At 65.3% G+C, this 17,315-nt stretch carries 17 protein-coding genes; 3 read left to right on the forward strand and 14 right to left on the reverse strand.

Translation table 11 applies throughout. The annotated features are described in order from the left end of the window. Window positions 1-159 precede the first annotated feature (159 nt). Window positions 160-1,035, reverse strand: coding sequence for a LysR family transcriptional regulator (locus JC881_RS15110; RefSeq protein ID WP_198786529.1), 876 nt, complete (start codon window positions 1,033-1,035; stop codon window positions 160-162). Window positions 1,036-1,151: 116 nt separating this feature from the next. Between JC881_RS15110 and JC881_RS15115 the strand changes: the two genes are divergently transcribed. Continuing rightward, window positions 1,152-1,388, forward strand: a complete 237-nt coding sequence (locus JC881_RS15115; RefSeq protein ID WP_198786530.1) for a hypothetical protein — start codon at window positions 1,152-1,154, stop codon at window positions 1,386-1,388. Between the two features lie 15 nt (window positions 1,389-1,403). Here JC881_RS15115 and oxlT read toward each other — a convergent pair whose 3' ends face one another. Continuing rightward, entirely contained in the window at window positions 1,404-2,699 is a 1,296-nt protein-coding gene (gene oxlT, locus JC881_RS15120; RefSeq protein WP_443083352.1) for an oxalate/formate MFS antiporter, read from the reverse strand. Window positions 2,700-3,391: 692 nt separating this feature from the next. On the opposite strand from oxlT, the gene JC881_RS15125 reads away from it, so the two are divergent. Continuing rightward, window positions 3,392-3,565, forward strand: a complete 174-nt coding sequence (locus tag JC881_RS15125; RefSeq protein WP_198786532.1) for a hypothetical protein — start codon at window positions 3,392-3,394, stop codon at window positions 3,563-3,565. Between the two features lie 50 nt (window positions 3,566-3,615). Here the strand turns inward: JC881_RS15125 and JC881_RS15130 are convergent, their stop codons facing one another. The 11 genes from JC881_RS15130 to oxc form a co-directional block, all read right to left on the reverse strand. Next, the gene (locus tag JC881_RS15130) at window positions 3,616-4,563 is read right to left on the reverse strand and encodes a LysR family transcriptional regulator (RefSeq protein WP_198786533.1); all 948 of its coding nucleotides are present in this window, start codon (window positions 4,561-4,563) and stop codon (window positions 3,616-3,618) included. Window positions 4,564-4,698: 135 nt separating this feature from the next. Continuing rightward, entirely contained in the window at window positions 4,699-6,120 is a 1,422-nt protein-coding gene (gene pyk, locus JC881_RS15135) for a pyruvate kinase (protein WP_198786534.1), read from the reverse strand. A gap of 19 nt (window positions 6,121-6,139) precedes the next feature. Then, entirely contained in the window at window positions 6,140-7,150 is a 1,011-nt protein-coding gene (locus tag JC881_RS15140) for a 2-dehydropantoate 2-reductase (protein ID WP_198786535.1), read from the reverse strand. Between the two features lie 61 nt (window positions 7,151-7,211). Then, complete coding sequence (locus tag JC881_RS15145; protein WP_198786536.1) at window positions 7,212-7,988, reverse strand: fumarylacetoacetate hydrolase family protein; 777 nt, start codon at window positions 7,986-7,988, stop codon at window positions 7,212-7,214. 51 nt (window positions 7,989-8,039) lie between these two features. Continuing rightward, entirely contained in the window at window positions 8,040-8,939 is a 900-nt protein-coding gene (sucD, locus tag JC881_RS15150) for a succinate--CoA ligase subunit alpha (RefSeq protein ID WP_198786537.1), read from the reverse strand. Between the two features lies 1 nt (window position 8,940). Next, window positions 8,941-10,113 carry an ADP-forming succinate--CoA ligase subunit beta gene (gene sucC / locus JC881_RS15155; protein WP_198786538.1) on the reverse strand — a complete coding sequence of 391 codons (1,173 nt, stop codon included), beginning with the start codon at window positions 10,111-10,113 and terminating at the stop codon, window positions 8,941-8,943. A gap of 15 nt (window positions 10,114-10,128) precedes the next feature. Then, window positions 10,129-10,461, reverse strand: a complete 333-nt coding sequence (locus JC881_RS15160; protein ID WP_332875244.1) for a hypothetical protein — start codon at window positions 10,459-10,461, stop codon at window positions 10,129-10,131. Window positions 10,462-10,687: 226 nt separating this feature from the next. Beyond that, a complete protein-coding gene (frc, locus tag JC881_RS15165; RefSeq protein WP_198786539.1) occupies window positions 10,688-11,935 on the reverse strand; it encodes a formyl-CoA transferase in 1,248 nt (415 codons plus the stop codon). A gap of 16 nt (window positions 11,936-11,951) precedes the next feature. Then, the gene (locus JC881_RS15170) at window positions 11,952-12,386 is read right to left on the reverse strand and encodes a PAS domain-containing protein (protein ID WP_198786540.1); all 435 of its coding nucleotides are present in this window, start codon (window positions 12,384-12,386) and stop codon (window positions 11,952-11,954) included. A 46-nt stretch (window positions 12,387-12,432) separates the two neighbouring features. Further along, window positions 12,433-13,689: a formyl-CoA transferase gene (frc, locus tag JC881_RS15175; RefSeq protein ID WP_198786541.1), complete on the reverse strand. Its 1,257-nt coding sequence runs from the start codon at window positions 13,687-13,689 to the stop codon at window positions 12,433-12,435. Window positions 13,690-13,720: 31 nt separating this feature from the next. Further along, window positions 13,721-15,544, reverse strand: coding sequence for an oxalyl-CoA decarboxylase (gene oxc, locus JC881_RS15180; RefSeq protein WP_198786542.1), 1,824 nt, complete (start codon window positions 15,542-15,544; stop codon window positions 13,721-13,723). Window positions 15,545-15,696: 152 nt separating this feature from the next. On the opposite strand from oxc, the gene JC881_RS15185 reads away from it, so the two are divergent. Continuing rightward, window positions 15,697-16,305, forward strand: coding sequence for a Crp/Fnr family transcriptional regulator (locus JC881_RS15185; RefSeq protein ID WP_013543563.1), 609 nt, complete (start codon window positions 15,697-15,699; stop codon window positions 16,303-16,305). Between the two features lie 160 nt (window positions 16,306-16,465). On the opposite strand, the gene JC881_RS15190 is transcribed toward JC881_RS15185, so the two are convergent. After that, window positions 16,466-17,302, reverse strand: a complete 837-nt coding sequence (locus JC881_RS15190; protein ID WP_198786543.1) for a cytidylate kinase family protein — start codon at window positions 17,300-17,302, stop codon at window positions 16,466-16,468. Window positions 17,303-17,315: the final 13 nt, after the last annotated feature.

The raw sequence follows: 17,315 nt of genomic DNA on the forward strand, positions 1-17,315 counted from the left end.
CTCCTTACCGGGTTGTCATTCATCGTGGGTTTTTTGCTGTCCCGGCTTTTTCATCCTACGACCGAAATACGCTCGCAGACACTGCCGATTGCCCTAGGAAAAATTGCGGTTTCCCGCTCTGGAGGCACTGTCAGGGAATACGAAGGCAAAGACCTTGACTCAGGTCAATTTCCCGGAAACAAGGGGGCGGGCGCCGCCGGCCGAGACCTCGCGCAGCCCCGCGAGCGCCGGCTCGACGATGGCCGGGTCTGCGCCCACCGCGTAGACGGCATAGGCGGGATAGAGAAACTCCGGCGTGTTGGGCACGCGCCGCAGGTGCCCCGATTCGAGGTGCGCGCGCACCACGTCGAGCCGGAAGTAGCCCGTGCCGCCCGCGGCCAGCAGGTACTCGCGGCCCAACGGCCCGAGGCCGGCCTTCACCGCCGCGTTGGAGAGCTCGGGAAACGCGAGGCCGTGCTGCGCCGCGAACTCCGGACCCCAGTCGACATACACATAGTCCGCCGGCCGCGGCACGCGCGGGCGCTTGGCGGTGGTGACCATCACGAGCTTTTCCTCGATGAGCAATTCCACGCGCAGCCCCGGCCGCTGCTGCGGCGCATAGACGATCGCGACATCGAGCACGCCGCCCGCCACCTTGTCGAGCAGGTCGTGCGGAAAGCCGACCTCCGTGCGGATGGCCAGCTGCGGCGCGGTCTGCCGCAGCCACAGCAGCCAGCGCAACAGCAGCGGGTCCCACAGGCTGATCTCGCAACCAGCCGCGAGCACCGCCTGGCTGCCGTCGGGCACCGCCACCTGGTGGCGCGCCCGCTCCCACACCTGCACCAGCGTGGTCGCATGCGGCAGGAATTGCTCACCTGCGCGCGTGAGGGCCGCACCCGACTTGTTGCGCACGAAGAGCTTGCGGCGCAGCAGTTCTTCGAGCGTTCGCACGCGTGCGCTCACCGAGGTCTGCGTCACATGCAGGCGTTCGGCGGCGCGCTGGAAGCTGCGCGTCTCGACGATCGCGAGAAAGGTCCGGGCCAGGTTGATGTCCATCGAGCGCCCTCTTTGAATGCATTATTTTTGCATTCAACTGGCAATTAATCTCGTTTTACTTATGCAGTGGCCGGACAGAAGATGAAGGCCACTTCAACACAACCCGGGAGCCTCTCATGCCGACCTTTGGTCACTCCATGCAAGCGAAGGGCGCCGAGCGCCTCGCCGATGCGCTCAGGGGCCTCGCCGACGAGGCCTTCATGCTCGCGGAGGCCTTGCTCAGCCCCCGCAAGCTCATCGAGGACGTGGAGCAGATGCGCGCCTTGCAGGTCGCGGCGGACACCTTCGAAGCCACCGACCCGTGGCGGGCCGATGTGCTGCGCTCGCGCGCCTCGCGCATCGGCCTTCGCTGACCGAAAACAATGGAATCAGGACGCCGACGCCTGGCGGCTGGCCTCGATGTGCTTGCGGCGCATCGGGCGCAACACGAACCACGCCATCAGCGCGGCCGCGGCATTGACCGCGCTCGCGACGATGAACACCGCATGCCAGCTGCCGGTGGATGCGGCCAGCACGCTGGACAGCGGCACCAGCAGCGAGGCCGTGCCCTTGGCGGTGTAGAGCATGCCGGCGTTGGATGCGGCGAACTTGGAGCCGAAGGTGTCGGCGCAGGTCGAGGGGAACAGGCTGTAGATCTCGCCCCAGGCGAAGAACACCATGCCGGTCAGCAGCACGAAGAGGATCGGGTTCTGGCCGTAGTAGTACAGCGCCAGGATGCCCACCGATTCGAGCGCGAAGGCGATGAACATCGTCTGCTCACGGCCGATCTTGTCGGAGACCCAGCCGAAGAAGGGTCGCGTCAGGCCGTTGAGCACGCGGTCGATCGCCAGGGCGAACGTCAGCGCAGGCAACACCAGTCCCATGATGTTGACCGGTACATCCATGATCTTGAAGTCTTGCGCAATCGGTCCGAGCTGCGCGGTGGCCATCAAGCCGCCGGCCGCCACCATCACGAACATCGCGTACATCACCCAGAAGATGGGCGAGCGCAGCACTTCGGAAGGCGAATAGTCGCGCTGCGACTGCTGAACGTTGCGGCTGCTCGACGCCGCCTTCACGTGATCGGGTGCGCGGGTGAGCAACCAGGCCAGGGCGAAGACGATCACGCCCTGACCGATCCCAAAATACAGAAACGCAGACTCGTAGCCGCTGGTCTTGATCATCACGGAGATGGGGATGATCGTGAGGGCCGAGCCGGCGCCGAAGCCCGCGGCGGTCATGCCCGCTGCGAGCCCGCGGCGATCGGGGAACCACTTGAGCGCATTGCCCACGCAGGTGCCGTACACAGCGCCTGCGCCGATGCCGCCGACGGCCGCCGCGATGTAGAGCATCGGGAGCGAGGCAGCGAACGAATTCAGCACCCAGCCCAGGCCGCAGAGCACGCCGCCCACGAGCACCACGGGGCGCGGGCCGAAGCGGTCGACCAGATAACCCTCGATGGGCACGAGCCAGGTCTCGGTAAGCACGAAGATGGTGAAGGCCACCTGGATGGCGGCGCGGCTCCAGCCGTGCTTTTCAGCGATGGGGTTGACGAAGAGGGTCCAGCCGTACTGCAGGTTCGCGATCATCGCCATGCAGACGATGCCGATCAGCAACTGTCCCCATCGGTACGCCTCGGAGCGTTTGGCGGTGACACCGTAGGTGGAATCCGAAGGTGGATACATCGCGGGGTTGGAACCCGCAATCGTGGTGGTTGGCCGAGTCATGGAGTTGTCCTTAATGTTTTGATGAGTCCGACGGTCTCGGGAAAGACGACGCAATCAGAGTGAAAAAAAGAGAAATGAATCACTTGTTTTTGCGCGTGGATGACTGTCGGACTGCACGACTCAAAAACTCTTGACCGCAGTCAAGTTCACACGAATCGCGCTGTGTTGAGACCCCCGTGATATCCCTATGCGGAACACGTGTTGCGTTGAATTTTTTCGGGATGTTTGCGCGGGTGTTCGGGGCTGCACTCGCGCCGACGGTGGGCTCTGTTTCGCGAGTGTCCCCCGGCTTCGCCTCCTCCTTGATTTCGCGAAACAGAGCCCACCATCAGCGCGAGTGCCTCAGAGCAGTCGTTGATCGGCCGTTCACTAAGAGCGTGCCCAGGTGCGCAGGGCATCGGGTGCTTCCCGCAGCGAAATCAAGGAGGAGGGGCGAAGCCCCGGGGGACATTCGCGGAGGGAAGTACCCGGTGGCCTGTGCACACCCCACAGACCTGCACTTGCACCCGCACTCGCACGCCCATTTGCAAGGAGAAAAATTGACCTAGGTCAAGAAACGCGAAATCAATGTTTGCGTCCGTCTAGGGTAAACCCTAAAATTGCGGGTAATCCCTTCAGTCTTTTTGATTCAACTTTTCAGGAGCATTTCCATGAGCAACACCACCCTCGATTCCCGCGCGATCCGCACCGCCCCGCAGTCCACCGCCAACGACGAGGCGCTGCGCGACCTGGTCGCCGCGATGCCCATCGTGATCATGTACAAGGCCGCTCGCGCCGCACTCGTGCAACACCGCAAGAGCATCCGCAGCGCACTGACCAACTGATCGTGCACCGCCCCAAAGACAAAGAGCGCTTCATGCGCTCTTTTGTTTTTTCAGGCCTCTGATTCGAGTGGCTTGAGCGGTTTGAACGGCACGATCTGCGAGATCAGCGATGCGCCATCGCTCAGCAGAAAGTCCTTGAAGGCCTGCGCCACCGGCGGCAGGCGCTTGGTGCGGCGATGCACCACGTACCAGTTGAGCATCAGCGGAAAACCTTCCACATCGAGCACGCAGAGACTGCCGGCCTTCAGCTCCTGGCTGATGGTGTGCGCCGAGACGAAGCTCACGCCCATGCCCGCGATCACCGCCTGCTTGATCGTCTCAGTGCTGCGGATTTCCATCGCGATGTTGATGTGCTCCAGCTCGCGCCCGAAGCCGTCTTCCATCGAGTGCCAGGTGTCCGAGGCTTTCTCCCGCACCACGAACGGCTCGCGCATCAAGCGCTTCAATGGAATGCCCGGCACGCCCACCAGCGGATGCGTTGGCGGCGCGACGATCACGTAAGGGTGCGGTGCAAAGGCCTGGTTCGCGGTGTCCAGATCGGTGGGCGGCCGCACCATGATCGCGAGGTCGGTGAGGTTCTCCGCGATGTGGGTCAGGAGCCCCTCGCGGTTGTGCACGGTGAAGTTCAGCGTCACGCCGCGGTGTCGGCTCGCGAACTCCACCAGCAGGCGCGGAAAGAAGTAGTCGCCCGCGCTGATGACACCCACGTTGAGCTTGCCGCCCGAGACGCCCTTGAACTGCATCATCGCGTTCTCGGCCGCCTCGAACTGCTGGATGATCGCGCGGCTGATCTGCAGCAGCTCGGCGCCTGCGGGGGTCAGGAAAATCTTCTTGCCGAACTGCTCGAACAGCACGTTGCCCGCGTGCTCCTCGAGCTTGGCGACCTGTGTGGAGACGGCGGGTTGCGTGAGGTGAAGTTCCTCCGCCGCGCGCGAAAAACTCAGGAGCCGCGCAACCGCCTCGAAGACCTTCAATTGGCGCAGGGTCGCGTGCTTCATCGGGCAGGGTCGAAAAATCCGGTGAGGTTGAGAACCCCCAACCGTTCGGGTTGAGCTTGTCGAAACCTCGCGCGGCGCTTCGACAGGCTCAGCGTGAACGGTGGGTGGGGCAACATTCCTCCCAGGCGATCGACATCAGTTCGGTATCCGCGCGACGTGCAACAGGTTCGTCGTGCCCGACAAGCCGAAGGGCAGCCCCGCCACCACCACCACGTCGTCGCCCGCTTTCGCGAAGCCTTCGGCCCGCGCGGTGCGACAAGCGCAGTCGATCATCTCGGCCACGTCGTGCACATCGTCCACGAGCGCCGCGTGCACGCCCCAGACCATCGCCATGCGGCGCGCGGCGGCCACGTCGGGCGTGAGGCTCAGGATCGGCACCGCGGGCCGCTCGCGCGCGGCGCGCAGGCTCGTGAAGCCCGAGGAGGTGTAGGTGACAGTGGCGGCCGGCGCGAGCAGCGCGGCCACCTGGCGCATCGAGGCGCACACGGCATCGGCCGTGGTCGAGAGCGCCGCATCGTGCGTCGCGTCGATGCCGGTGCGGTACGACGGATCGGCCTCCACGCGCGCGACGATGCGGTCCATCATGCCGACCGCTTCGAGCGGGTACTTGCCCGAGGCCGACTCGGCCGAGAGCATCACCGCATCGACGCCGTCGTAGATGGCCGTGGCCACATCGGACACTTCGGCGCGCGTGGGCACGGGCGCCGCGATCATCGATTCGAGCATCTGCGTGGCCACCACCACGGGCTTGCCGTGCTGACGGCATGCGCGCACGATGCGGCGCTGCAATTCGGGCACCTGCTCGGGCGGCAGCTCCACGCCGAGGTCGCCGCGCGCGACCATGATGCCGTCGGCCAGCGCGACGATGCCGTCCAGGTGCTCGATGGCCGCGGGCTTCTCCAGCTTGGCCATGATCCATGCGCGCTTGCCGATGATCTCGCGCGCCTCCGTGATGTCCTCGGGCCGCTGCACGAACGAGAGCGCCACCCAGTCCACGCCCATCGAAAGACCGAAATCGAGGTCGTCGCGGTCCTTCGGCGTGAGCGGCGAAATCGGCAGCAGCACGCTCGGCACGTTCACGCCCTTGCGGTCGGAGATCGGCCCGCCGACGATGACGGTGGTCTCCGCGAAATCGGCGCCGTGGCTCTCCACGCGCAGGCGCAGCTTGCCGTCGTCCAGAAGCAAATCCGTGCCGGCCTGCAGCGCCGCGAAGATCTCGGGGTGCGGCAACGGCGCGCGGCGGAAGTCGCCGCTCGTCTTCGTGTCCATGTCGAGGCGAAAACGCCGGCCTGCTTCGAGTTGCGCGCGCCCGCCCTCGAAGGTGCCCAGCCGGAGCTTCGGGCCCTGCAGGTCGAGCAGCACGCCGATAGGCCGGCCGAACTCTTTCTCGAGCCGGCGGATGGCCTCCAGCCGGCGTGCATGGTCGTGCTGCGAGCCGTGGCTGAAGTTCAGCCGGAACACATCCACGCCACGCTCGAACAGCGCGCGAATGGCTTGCTCGTCGGGGGTGGCCGGGCCGAGCGTGGCGACGATCTTTGCGCTGCGTGTGCGTCTCATGGTGTGTTGTTCTTTCTTGTCATGCCATCTCGCGAAGCCGGACTTGGCCCCGTTGGTCTTCCATCGTGCGCGCCAACAGTTTCACCAGCGTGTACACGGTGTCGATGTGCGGCGTCGAGGTGTCGGTGAGCCGCGCCAGTTCGACCACCGCGCCCACCAACGCATCGATCTCCGGCGCACGGCCGGCTTCGACGTCCTGCAGCATCGAGGTCTTGTGCTTGCCGACCTTCTCGGCGCCGGCGATGCGCTTTTCCAGCGTCACACGGAATTCGATGCCCAGCTTGTGCGCGACGGCCTGGGCCTCGCGCATCATCGCGGTCGCGAGGTCGCGCGAAGGCGGGTACTGGCAGATGTCCACCAGCGTCGAATGCGAGAGGCTGCTGATCGGGTTGAAGGTGAGGTTGCCCCAGAGCTTGAGCCAGATCTCGGCGCGGATGTTGTCCAGCACCGGCGCCTTGAAGCCTGCGCCGGTGAAGCAAGCCGAGACGCGGTTCACGCGCTCGCTCGATGAGCCATCGAGCTCGCCGACCGGGAAGCGATCGCCTTCGATGTGCTTCACCACACCGGGCGCGATGAGCTCGGACGCGGGATACACCACGCACCCGATCACCCGCTCGGCCGGCACCTTCGCGCTCACCAGCCCTGTGGGGTCGACGCTGCGCACCGGCGTGCCCGCGAGCGCGCCGCCGTGGTTGTGGAAGTACCAGTACGGAATGCCGTTCTGCATCGTCACGACCATGGTCTCGGGGCCGAAGAGCTTGGGCACGTCGTTGGCCACGGCCTCGACCTGGTGCGCCTTCATCGCGAGGATGACGATGTCCTGCGGGCCGGCTTCGTCGTAGCTGTCGGTGGCCTTCACGTTGCGCGCGACCTGCTCCTCGCCCTCGGCCGAGACCAGCTTGAAGCCGTTGGCCCTGATGGCCGAGAGGTTCGCGCCGCGCACGATGAACGTGACGTCCTCCCCGGCCAGCGCGAGCTTCGCGCCGACCAGGCCGCCGATGGCGCCTGCGCCGATGACTGCAATCTTCATGTCGATCCCCAGTAGTTTTGAATGCGTTGTGCGAGGCCGGCAGGGCTGCTTGTTCGTCGTCTCAACCGAAGCGGTTGGAGAGCTTGCCGATGCCTTCGATGCCGATCTCCACCTGGCTGCCCGGCTTCATCGAGCCGACGCCCACCGAGGTGCCGCACAGGATCACGTCGCCCGGGTTGAGCGTCATGTCCTGCGAGATCAGGCTGACCAGTTGCTGCACCGAAAAGCGCATGTCGCTGATCGGATATTTTTGGCGCTCCTCGCCGTTGAGCACGGTGGTCACGACAAGCGTCGCGGGATCGAGGCCGGTGGCCACCACGGGACCCATGGGGCAAAAGGTGTCGAAGCCCTTGGCGCGCACCCACTGGGCGAACGAGGCGTCGCGGTTCAGGATGTCGGCCACCGTCACGTCGTTGGCGCAGGTGTAGCCGAACACGTGATCGAGCGCGTCGGCCTCGGCCACGGCGGTGGCGGTCTTGCCGATGACGATGCCCAGCTCGCCCTCGAACACCACCTTGCCCTCGCACAGGGGCTTCCGGATCGCATCGCCGTGCGCCGCGAAGGAGTTGGGCGCCTTCAAGAGATACAGCGGCTCCGCGGGGACCGGCAGGCTCAGCTTGGCGCCGAGCGCGTGGAAGTTGTTCCACAGCGCGATGACCTTCGTGGGCTCGCTGGGCGTGAGCAGCTTCAGGCCCGCGAGCACGAACACGCGGCCCGTGGGCTCGCAGCTTCCGTACATGTCGCCCTGGTGCTCGTGCACGGCATCGCCAACGACGGTGCCGAACGCGGCCTTGCCGGCGTCTTCAAAACGGACCCACTGCTGCGTCTGCTGTTTCATTTGTTGTGTGCTTTCTTGAAATCTGCGAGGCCATTCGACGGATCGGGGCGATCAGTCGAACGGGAGGTAGTCGGGAATGACGAGCGAGGCGAGCAGCTTTCCCATCTCCGCCGGATTGCTGGTCACGTGGATGCCGCATTCCTTCATCACCGCGAGCTTTTCCTGCGCGGTGCCGCGCCCGCCCGAGACGATGGCGCCCGCATGGCCCATGCGCTTGCCGGGCGGCGCGGTGGCGCCTGCGATGAAGCCGACCACGGGCTTGCGCATGTGGTCCTTGATCCAGCGCGCGCAGATCTCTTCCTCGTTGCCGCCGATCTCGCCGACCATGATCACGGCGTCGGTGCGCGGGTCGTCGTTGAACATCTTCAGCACGTCGATGTGCTTGAGCCCGCCGACCGGATCGCCGCCGATGCCCACCACCGTCGACTGCCCGATGCCGAAGCGCGCGAGCTGGCTCGCCGCCTCGTAGGTCAGCGTGCCCGAGCGCGACACCACGCCGATGCGCCCGCGCTGGTGGATGTGCCCCGGCATGATCCCGATCTTGATTTCGTCGGGCGTGATGAGCCCCGGGCAATTCGGCCCGAGCAGGAGCGTCTTGCTGCCCTCCATGCGGTGGCGCGTGCGGATCATGTCGCGCACCGGAATGCCTTCGGTGATGCAGATGACCAGGTCGAGCCCGGCATCGACCGCCTCGTCGATCGCGGCAGCCGCGAACGGCGGCGGCACGTAGATCACCGAGACGGTCGCACCGGTCTCGGCCTTCGCGTCCTTCACCGTGCCGAAGACCGGAATGCCGTCGAACGACTTGCCCGCCTTGTTCGGGTTCACGCCCGCGACGAAGCACTTCTGGCCGTTGCCGTAGTCGCGGCACATCGCGGTGTGGAACTGGCCGGTCTTGCCGGTGATGCCCTGCGTGATGACGCGGGTGTGCTTGTTGACGAGGATCGACATCTCAGTGGTTCCTCCGGCGCGCCGCAGCCACGGCCTCTCGGGCGGCATCGGCCATGTCGTCGGCCGTGATGATCGGCAGGCCCGATTGCGCCAGGATCGTGCGGCCCAGGCTCTCGTTGGTGCCCTTCATGCGCACCACCAGCGGCACCGACAGCTCGACCTCGCGCGCCGCCGCGATCACGCCCCGCGCGATCACGTCGCACTTCATGATGCCGCCGAAGATGTTGACCAGGATCGCGCGCAGGTTCGGGTTGCGCAGCATCAGCTTGAAGGCCTGCGTCACCTTCTCGGCCGTCGCGCCGCCGCCCACATCGAGGAAGTTGGCGGGCGAGCCGCCGTAGAGCTTGATCACGTCCATCGTCGCCATCGCGAGGCCCGCGCCGTTCACGAGGCACCCGATGTCGCCATCCAGCGCGATGTACGAGAGATCGAAACGCGAGGCTTCGAGCTCGGCCGGGTCTTCCTCGTCGAAGTCGCGCATCGCCACGATCTCGGGCTGGCGAAAGAGCGCGTTCGCATCGAAGTTGAACTTGGCATCGAGCGCGATCACGCGGCCGTCGCGCGTCACCACCAGCGGGTTGATCTCGGCGAGCGACGCATCGCTCGCATCGAACGCCTGGTAGAGGTTCTGCATCAGCGTGCGCGCCTGCATCACCGACTTGCCCGAGAGGCCGATGCTGCGCGCCACGATGTCGGCCTCGCTGCCCTTCAGGCCCGTGGCCGGATCGATGAGCACCTTGTGGATCTTGCCGGGCGTGCGCGCGGCCACCTCCTCGATGTCCATGCCGCCTTCGCTCGACGCCATCAGCGCCACGCGGCCCGATTCGCGGTCGACCACCATGGCCAGATACAGTTCCTTGTCGACCTCGATGCCCTCTTCCACCAGCAGGCGCTTGACCACCCGGCCCTCGGGGCCGGTCTGGTGGGTCGTGAGGGTCATGCCGAGCATCTGGCTCGCGTGCCGGCGCACTTCGTCCACCGACCACGCGAGCTTCACGCCGCCGCCCTTGCCGCGGCCGCCGGCGTGGATCTGCGCCTTCACCACCCAGGCGCGGCCGCCCAGGCGGGTGGCGGCGTCGGCGGCTTCGTCGGCCGATGCGCAGGCGAATCCACGGGGCGTGGTGACGCCGTATTTGCGCAATACGTCCTTGCCCTGGTATTCGTGGATATTCATGGGAATTACGCCGATTTACGCGCCGATTTCCGCGCCGTGGCTTTCGGCCCAATTGAAATAACGCCGGCTTCCGAGGCCTTCGCTCAATTCGCGCTGCTGGTGGATTTCCTTCTTCTGCTCGATCACCTCGGCCAGCGACTTGGCGTCGTAGGCGCGCAATAGATGCGGCTGGTGCGTGCTGAGGTAATGGCACACGCGTTCCGGGCCGTCCTGGGTGAGGCGCAGCAATTGGCAATAGGTTTCGCGGTCCCAGTGCCAGCGCAGGCCCAGCTCGTGGAAGGCGGCGTTGTAGGCGTTGCGCTCCGTCTCGGAGCTCCAGTATTGAATGGGCGCATCATCGATCATCATGAAATTTCTCCTGGAAATTGATGCCGGGCGACAAATGGATGGCGGGTCGGCATGATCAAAATGTAGCTTCGATGATCGATAAATAATAGTTAAACTATTTTATTGAATGCATTTGCCATGCGTTATATGTGAATTGGCAAAAAAGAGCGCAGCTGTCCATTGCAAATGGCTTTCGCCATTTGCAAAGAAAACGCTTTATTTATCGATCGGCCGGCGTGCTGTTAATTCAAATCACGCGCTCGGTGCGCAGCATGGCAATTTCGTCCACGCCATAGCCCAATTGCCGGAGCACCTCTTCGGTGTGCTCGCCCAGCAACGGCGCCCGTGTCACCTCGGTCCGGCTGTCGGACATCTTGATGGGGTTGCCCACGGTCAGGTACTTGCCGCGCGTCGGGTGGTCCACCTCGACGATGGTGCCGGTCTCGCGCAGCGATTCGTCGGCGGCGATTTCCTTCATCGAGAGAATCGGGCCGCACGGAATGTCGAACTCGTTGAGGATGTCCATGGCCTCGAACTTCGTCTTGGTCATGGTCCATTGCTCGATGCGCGCGAAGATGGGTTTGAGGTGCAGCAAGCGCGCGGCCGGCGTGGCGTAGGCCTCGTCGGTGATCCAGCCCTCCTCGCCGATCACCTTGCACACCGCCGGCCACACCGCGCCCTGCGTGATGAAGTAGATGTAGGCGTTCGGGTCGGTCTCCCAGCCCTTGCACTTCAGGATGGAACCCGGCTGCCCGCCGCCCGATGCGTTGCCCGCGCGCGGCACCGCGTCGCCGAACTTGCCGTCCGGGTACTGCGGGTACTCGTGCATGGTGCCGGTGCGCTCCAGGCGCTGCTGGTCGCGCATCTTCACGCGGCACAGGTTGAGCACGGCGTCCTGCATCGGCGCGAGCACCTGCTGGCCGCGCCCGGTGTTGTTGCGCTGGTAGAGCGCCGCGACGATGCCCAGCGCCAGGTGCAGCCCGGTGCCGCTGTCGCCGATCTGCGCGCCGGTGACCACCGGTGGTCCGTCCTCGAAGCCGGTGGTCGATGCGGCGCCGCCGGCGCATTGCGCCACGTTCTCGTAGACCTTGCAGTGCTCGTACTTGCCGGGGCCGAAGCCCTTGACCGAGGCGACGATCATCCGCGGGTTGAGCTTCTGGATGTGCGCCCAGGTGATGCCCATGCGGTCCAGCGCGCCGGGCGCGAAGTTCTCCACCAGCACGTCGCAGGTCTTGATGAGCGTATCGAGAACCTGCTTGCCCTTGGGGTTCTTGGTGTCCAGCGTGATCGAGCGCTTGTTGTGGTTCAGCATCGTGAAATAGAGGCTGTCCACACCGGGAATGTCGCGCAGCTGGGCGCGCGTCGCGTCGCCTTCGCCGGCGCGTTCGACCTTGATCACGTCGGCACCGAACCATGCCAGGAGCTGCGTGCAGGTGGGGCCGGACTGCACATGCGTGAAGTCCAGGATGCGGACGCCTTCGAGTGCCTTGCTCATCGTGTGTCTCCTTGTCTTATTTGTTCGTCGCGGCTTCGACTTCTACCAGACGGGCGCGCAATTTGCGCTCCTCGGCGAAGCGGGCGGTTTCGTCGCGCACGATGGCGACGATGCCCGAAACCGTTTGATCGGGGGCGAACAGCATGGAGACCGTGAAGGCGATGGAAAGGGTATGCCCGTCTTTGTGCAGAGCGGGCACGCGCAGCACGTCGGCACCGTATTTGGTGACCGCCGTTTCCATCGTCTTGTTGTAGCCATCCCAATGCCGCTGGCGTTGCCGCATGGAGATGATGATGTCCAGCGACTGCCCGAGCGCTTCGGCTTCGGTAAAGCCGAAGATGCGCTCGGCAGCCTTGTTCCACAGCGTGATCGCACCCTTGGCATCGCAGACCATGATGGCGTCGCCGGCACCGGCAACGAGTTGGTTCAGATCGACGGTCGATGACGACAAGGTGTGCTCCCGCTTCTTTCTTTCAGTCCGTCTTTTCGCGACGGCCTCAGACGGCCTTGGCTTCGCGCAGGTTGCTGATCTGCTCTTTCGAGTAGCCCAGCTCGGCCAGCACTTCCTCGGTGTGCTCGCCCAGGAGCGGCGATCCGGTGATCTCGGGCTTGAGGTCCGAGAACTTGATCGGGCTGCCCACGGTGAAGTAGCTGCCGCGCTCCTTGTGCTGCACTTCCACGATCGAGCCGCTGGCGCGCAGCGACTCGTCGTTCAAGAGTTCCTTCATCGTCAGCACCGGCGCGCACGGGATGTCGAACTTGCGCAGGATGTCGACCGCCTCGAACTTGGTCTTCTCGGCCAGCCAGCCCTCGATGGTCGCAAAGATGTCGGTGATGTGCGGCTGGCGCGCCTTGGCGGTCATGTAGTCGGGGTCGGTCTTCCACTCGGGCTTGCCGATGGCGTCGCAGATCGGCGCCCAGGCGTGGCCCTGCACGGTGAAGTAGATGTAGGCGTTCGGGTCGGTCTCCCAGCCCTTGCACTTGAGCACCCAGCCCGGCTGGCCGCCGCCGCCGGCATTGCCGCCGCGCGGCACCACGTCGCTGAACGTGCCGTGCGGGTACTGCGGGTATTCCTCCAGATAACCGAGGCGGTCCAGGCGCTGCTGGTCGCGCATCTTCACGCGGCAGAGGTTGAGCACCGCGTCCTGCATCGAGCAGGCCACGCGCTGGCCCTTGCCGGTCTGCTCGCGGCCGATGATGGCCGTGAGAATCCCGATGGCCAGGTGCATGCCGGTGTTGCTGTCGCCCAGGGCCGCGGCGCTCACGGTCGGCGGGCCGTCCCAGAAGCCGGTGGTCGAGGCGGCGCCGCCGGCGCACTGCGCAACGTTCTCGTAGACCTTCAGGTCTTCGTAGTGGTGGCCGTCGCTGAAGCCCTTGACCGAGGCGACGATCATCTTGGGGTTCAGTTCCTGGATGCGCTCCCAGGTGAAGCCCATGCGGTCGAGCGCGCCGGGGCCGAAGTTCTCCACCAGCACATCCGATTCCTTGATCAGCTTCTCCAGTACCCGCTTGCCCTCGGGCTGCTTGGTGTCCAGCGTGAGCGAGCGCTTGTTGCTGTTGAGCATGGTGAAGTAGAGCGCGTCCACATCGGGAATGTCGCGCAGCTGCGAGCGCGTGACGTCGCCGGCGCCGGGGCGCTCGACCTTGATGACGTCGGCGCCGAACCAGGCCAGCATCTGCGTGCAGGCCGGGCCCGCCTGCACGTGGGTGAAGTCGATGATCTTGATGCCGTTGAGGGGTTTGTTGTCGCTCATGTGATATCTCCTGGGATGCTGAAAGTTGGAATTACTTCTTCTTCGCCGTGGCGGGATTCAGGCTCGTGATGCGCCCGCTTTCCGTGCCCGCGGTCTCGTCGATGACGGCGTTGATCAGCGTCGGGCGGCGCGAGGCGACGGCCTCGGTGAGTGCCTTCTGCAGCTCGTCGGCGGTGGTGGCGTTGACGCCCACGCCGCCGAAGGCTTCCATCAGCTTGTCGTAGCGCGCGTTCTTCACGAACACGGTGGGCGCCACGTCGGCCGTGCCGCTCGCGTTCACGTCGGTGCCGCGGTACACGCCGTTGTTGTTGAAGACGATGATGCAGATCGGCAGGTTGTAGCGGCAGATGGTTTCCACCTCCATGCCGCTGAAGCCGAAGGCGCTGTCGCCCTCGATGGCGATCACCGGCTTGTCGGTGACCACGGCGGCCGCGACGGCAAAGCCCATGCCGATGCCCATGATCCCCCAGGTGCCCACATCGAGGCGCTTGCGCGGCTCGTACATGTCCACGATGCTGCGCGCGAAGTCCAGCGTGTTGGCGCCTTCGTTCACCACGATGGCGTCGGGCCGCGCCTTCACCTGGTCGCGGATCACGCTGAGCGCGCTGTGGAAGTTCATCGGCGACGGGCGCGCGGCGAGCGTCACGGCCATCTTGGAGAGGTTCTTGTCCTTGCGCTCGGCGATGGCGCCGGTCCACTCGGCGGGCGGCTTGGCCCACTTGGCATCGATGCCGCCCAGGAGCGCCGCGACGCAGGAGCCGATGTCGCCGATCACAGGCGCGGCGATGGCCACGTTGCTGTCGATCTCGGTGGGTGCGATGTCGATCTGGATGAACTGCTTGGCGCCCTTGTCCTCGGCCCAGGTCTTGCCCTTGCCGTGCGAGAGCAGCCAGTTCAGGCGCGCGCCGATGAGCAGCACGACGTCGGCCTCTTGCAGCACATAGGAGCGCGCGGCCGCGGCCGATTGCGCGTGCGTGTCGGGCAGGAGGCCCTTGGCCATCGACATCGGGAGGTAGGGAATACCCGTCTTCTCGACCAGTGCGCGGATGTCGGCATCGGCCTGTGCGTAGGCGGCGCCCTTGCCCAGCAGGATGAGCGGCTTCTTCGCGCCCTTGAGCAAATCGAGCGCGCGCTTGACGGCATCGGGTGCAGGGATCTGGCGCGGTGCCGGATCGACGACCTTGATGAGCGATGCCTTGCCCTTGGCCGCGTCCATGGTCTGCGCGAAGAGCTTGGCCGGCAGGTCCAGGTACACGCCGCCGGGGCGGCCCGAGAGCGCCGAGCGGATGGCGCGGGCGATGCCCACGCCGATGTCCTGGGCGTGCAGCACGCGGAAGGCGGCCTTGCACAGCGGCTTGGCGATGGCCAGCTGGTCCATCTCTTCGTAGTCGCCCTGCTGCAGGTCGACGATTTCGCGCTCGCTCGATCCGCTGATGAGGATCATCGGGAAGCAGTTGGTGGTCGCGTTGGCCAGCGCCGTGAGGCCGTTGAGGAAACCGGGGGCCGATACCGTGAGGCAGATGCCGGGCTTTTGCGTGAGGAAGCCCGCGGCCGCTGCGGCGTTGCCGGCGTGCTGCTCGTGGCGGAACGAAATGACCCGCATGCCTTCGGCCTGCGCCATGCGCGTCAAGTCGGTGATCGGGATGCCGGGCAGGCCGAAGATCGTGTCGATGTCGTTCAGCTTCAGCGCATCGATGACCAGGTGGAAGCCATCGGTGGTTTCGGCCTCCGGTGCGCCGTCCGTGACCGGTTTGAGGGCTCGCACGACCGCATCGCCGTCAACGGCCCGGCTCGTGGGCTTGAGGGCGTCGTCCAGGGTCGTGGATGCCTCTTTGTCCGTTCTTACTGAAGACATGTCTCTCCTTCTGCTTGGGTGAATGGCCGAGGCCCGAGCCGGGACTATGATTCGGGGGCATGCTTTCGGGCGTTGACCTCGGTCAACTTTCCGGAAAACGGCACCGGCCAGATGAACCAGAAGTTGTTGCGAATTCGAGCAAGACGGGACCCATGACGTTGTTGGAAAACCACCCGGAAAAAAACATCATTCGCGCGCAGCTCCGGCAGAACGTCCTGCTCAAGGACCTGAGCGAGAGCGACCGCGCCGAACTGGAAGCCCACCTCGTGATCGTGGACGGCAACAAGGGCGATTTCCTGTTGCACCAGGGGGTGCGCGAGATGGAGCAATACTTCATCCTCGACGGCATCCTCAAACGCGTGGTGAGCAACCCCGAAGGCAAGGAAATGATCCTTCGCTTCGCCGACGAGCACGACATGGAAACGAGCTACGCGGCGCTGCGGCTGGGCACGCCGACGCCCTACGGCATCGTGTGCGTCACCAAGGCCCGCGTGGCGAGCCTGCCGCTGAAGGAATGGATCACCTTTTTGAACCGGCACCCCGAGACGAAGGAGCTGTTCGAGTACCTGGTGATGAAGGGGATGAGCGAGATCATGGCGCACACGATCACGCTGCATCTCTTGGATGCGCCGGGGCGCGTGCACCGGTTCATGCGCAAGCACCCGGAGCTGGAAGACCGGATTCCTAGCAAGGAGCTGGCTTCGTATCTGAACCTCTCCGCAGAAACCCTTAGTCGGCTGCGCAAGCGCGGGAAGATCTAGGTTTTTTGCGGGGTCGTTCGGGGCGGGTGCACAGGCCACTGGGTGCTCCCCTCCGCGAATGTCCCCCGGGGCTTCGCCCCTCCTCCTTGATTTCGCTGCGGGGAGCACCCGGTGCCCTGCGCACTCGGGCACGCCGCTGGTTTGTTGCGGCTGCCTGAAGTCAGGTCTGCTTGGCTGATGCGAAACGGCGCGACGTGGCCATCAGGCGCAACTGGTTGTGCACGCCGGTGACGCCGGTCACGGCGGCCGCCACCGCTTCGGTCTGCGCCCGTTCTTCCGAGTTCAAGACGATCCCGCGCAGGATCACTTCGCCCTGGTTCGCATCGACCGTCACGCGGATGTCGCTCGTCTCCACCTGCTCCTTCAACGCCGCTTTCACGCGCGCCTGCAGCGCCATGTTCTTGAGCAGCGCGCGCGAGGCGGGCGTTTCCGCGAACTCGGGGCGCGCGACCAGCTGGCGGATCTGCTCGACGCAGCTGTCGACGGTCACGCGGTCGGTGTTGAGCACCAGGTCGTAGAGCACCGGGTCGCCCCAGGTCACACCGAATTGCGCGTGCATGCGCGCCGCGTGGGCCTGGTCGCTGCGGCGGATCTCGGCTTCGGCGAACGCGGCGTCGTCGGTTTCCAGGTCGCCCATGAGCCACTCGACGCGCTTGTCGAGCGAGCGCGTGATGCGCACGCACACCACGTGCGGCACGGGCCGCAAGAGGCACGTTGCGCCCCATCCGCGCAGCACCACGTTGCCGCGGTCGGCGAGCGCGAAGAGCTCGTCGGCCGTGTAGAGCGCGACGCTGCGCTGGTCGGTCTTCAGGCGCTCCAGCAAGCCGGCCTTGCCGCCGCGCAGGCGCCCGATGAGGCTCTTGGAGACCTGCATCTTCTCGGCCACGTGGTCGATGACCTCGTGGCGCATCACGGCGAGCGAGAGCGTCTCCGCGAGCTTGACCGACACGTCCTTGGCGAGGGAACCCATCTCCTGGGTCAGTGCGATGACTGGCATGTGTGTGCTCCTT

It is taken from the genome of Variovorax sp. IB41 (assembly GCF_016405905.1).
In the GTDB taxonomy this organism is placed as follows: Bacteria; Pseudomonadota; Gammaproteobacteria; order Burkholderiales; family Burkholderiaceae_C; genus Variovorax.

Bases quoted from the DNA above. Each gene is read 5' to 3' on its own strand.
- JC881_RS15110 (WP_198786529.1), bottom strand. From the start codon at position 1,035: ATGGACATCAACCTGGCCCGGACCTTTCTCGCGATCGTCGAGACGCGC.
- JC881_RS15115 (WP_198786530.1), top strand. From the start codon at position 1,152: ATGCCGACCTTTGGTCACTCCATGCAAGCGAAGGGCGCCGAGCGCCTC.
- oxlT (WP_443083352.1), bottom strand. From the start codon at position 2,699: ATGTATCCACCTTCGGATTCCACCTACGGTGTCACCGCCAAACGCTCC.
- JC881_RS15125 (WP_198786532.1), top strand. From the start codon at position 3,392: ATGAGCAACACCACCCTCGATTCCCGCGCGATCCGCACCGCCCCGCAG.
- JC881_RS15130 (WP_198786533.1), bottom strand. From the start codon at position 4,563: ATGAAGCACGCGACCCTGCGCCAATTGAAGGTCTTCGAGGCGGTTGCG.
- pyk (WP_198786534.1), bottom strand. From the start codon at position 6,120: ATGAGACGCACACGCAGCGCAAAGATCGTCGCCACGCTCGGCCCGGCC.
- JC881_RS15140 (WP_198786535.1), bottom strand. From the start codon at position 7,150: ATGAAGATTGCAGTCATCGGCGCAGGCGCCATCGGCGGCCTGGTCGGC.
- JC881_RS15145 (WP_198786536.1), bottom strand. From the start codon at position 7,988: ATGAAACAGCAGACGCAGCAGTGGGTCCGTTTTGAAGACGCCGGCAAG.
- sucD (WP_198786537.1), bottom strand. From the start codon at position 8,939: ATGTCGATCCTCGTCAACAAGCACACCCGCGTCATCACGCAGGGCATC.
- sucC (WP_198786538.1), bottom strand. From the start codon at position 10,113: ATGAATATCCACGAATACCAGGGCAAGGACGTATTGCGCAAATACGGC.
- JC881_RS15160 (WP_332875244.1), bottom strand. From the start codon at position 10,461: ATGATGATCGATGATGCGCCCATTCAATACTGGAGCTCCGAGACGGAG.
- frc (WP_198786539.1), bottom strand. From the start codon at position 11,935: ATGAGCAAGGCACTCGAAGGCGTCCGCATCCTGGACTTCACGCATGTG.
- frc (WP_198786541.1), bottom strand. From the start codon at position 13,689: ATGAGCGACAACAAACCCCTCAACGGCATCAAGATCATCGACTTCACC.
- oxc (WP_198786542.1), bottom strand. From the start codon at position 15,544: ATGTCTTCAGTAAGAACGGACAAAGAGGCATCCACGACCCTGGACGAC.
- JC881_RS15185 (WP_013543563.1), top strand. From the start codon at position 15,697: ATGACGTTGTTGGAAAACCACCCGGAAAAAAACATCATTCGCGCGCAG.
- JC881_RS15190 (WP_198786543.1), bottom strand. From the start codon at position 17,302: ATGCCAGTCATCGCACTGACCCAGGAGATGGGTTCCCTCGCCAAGGAC.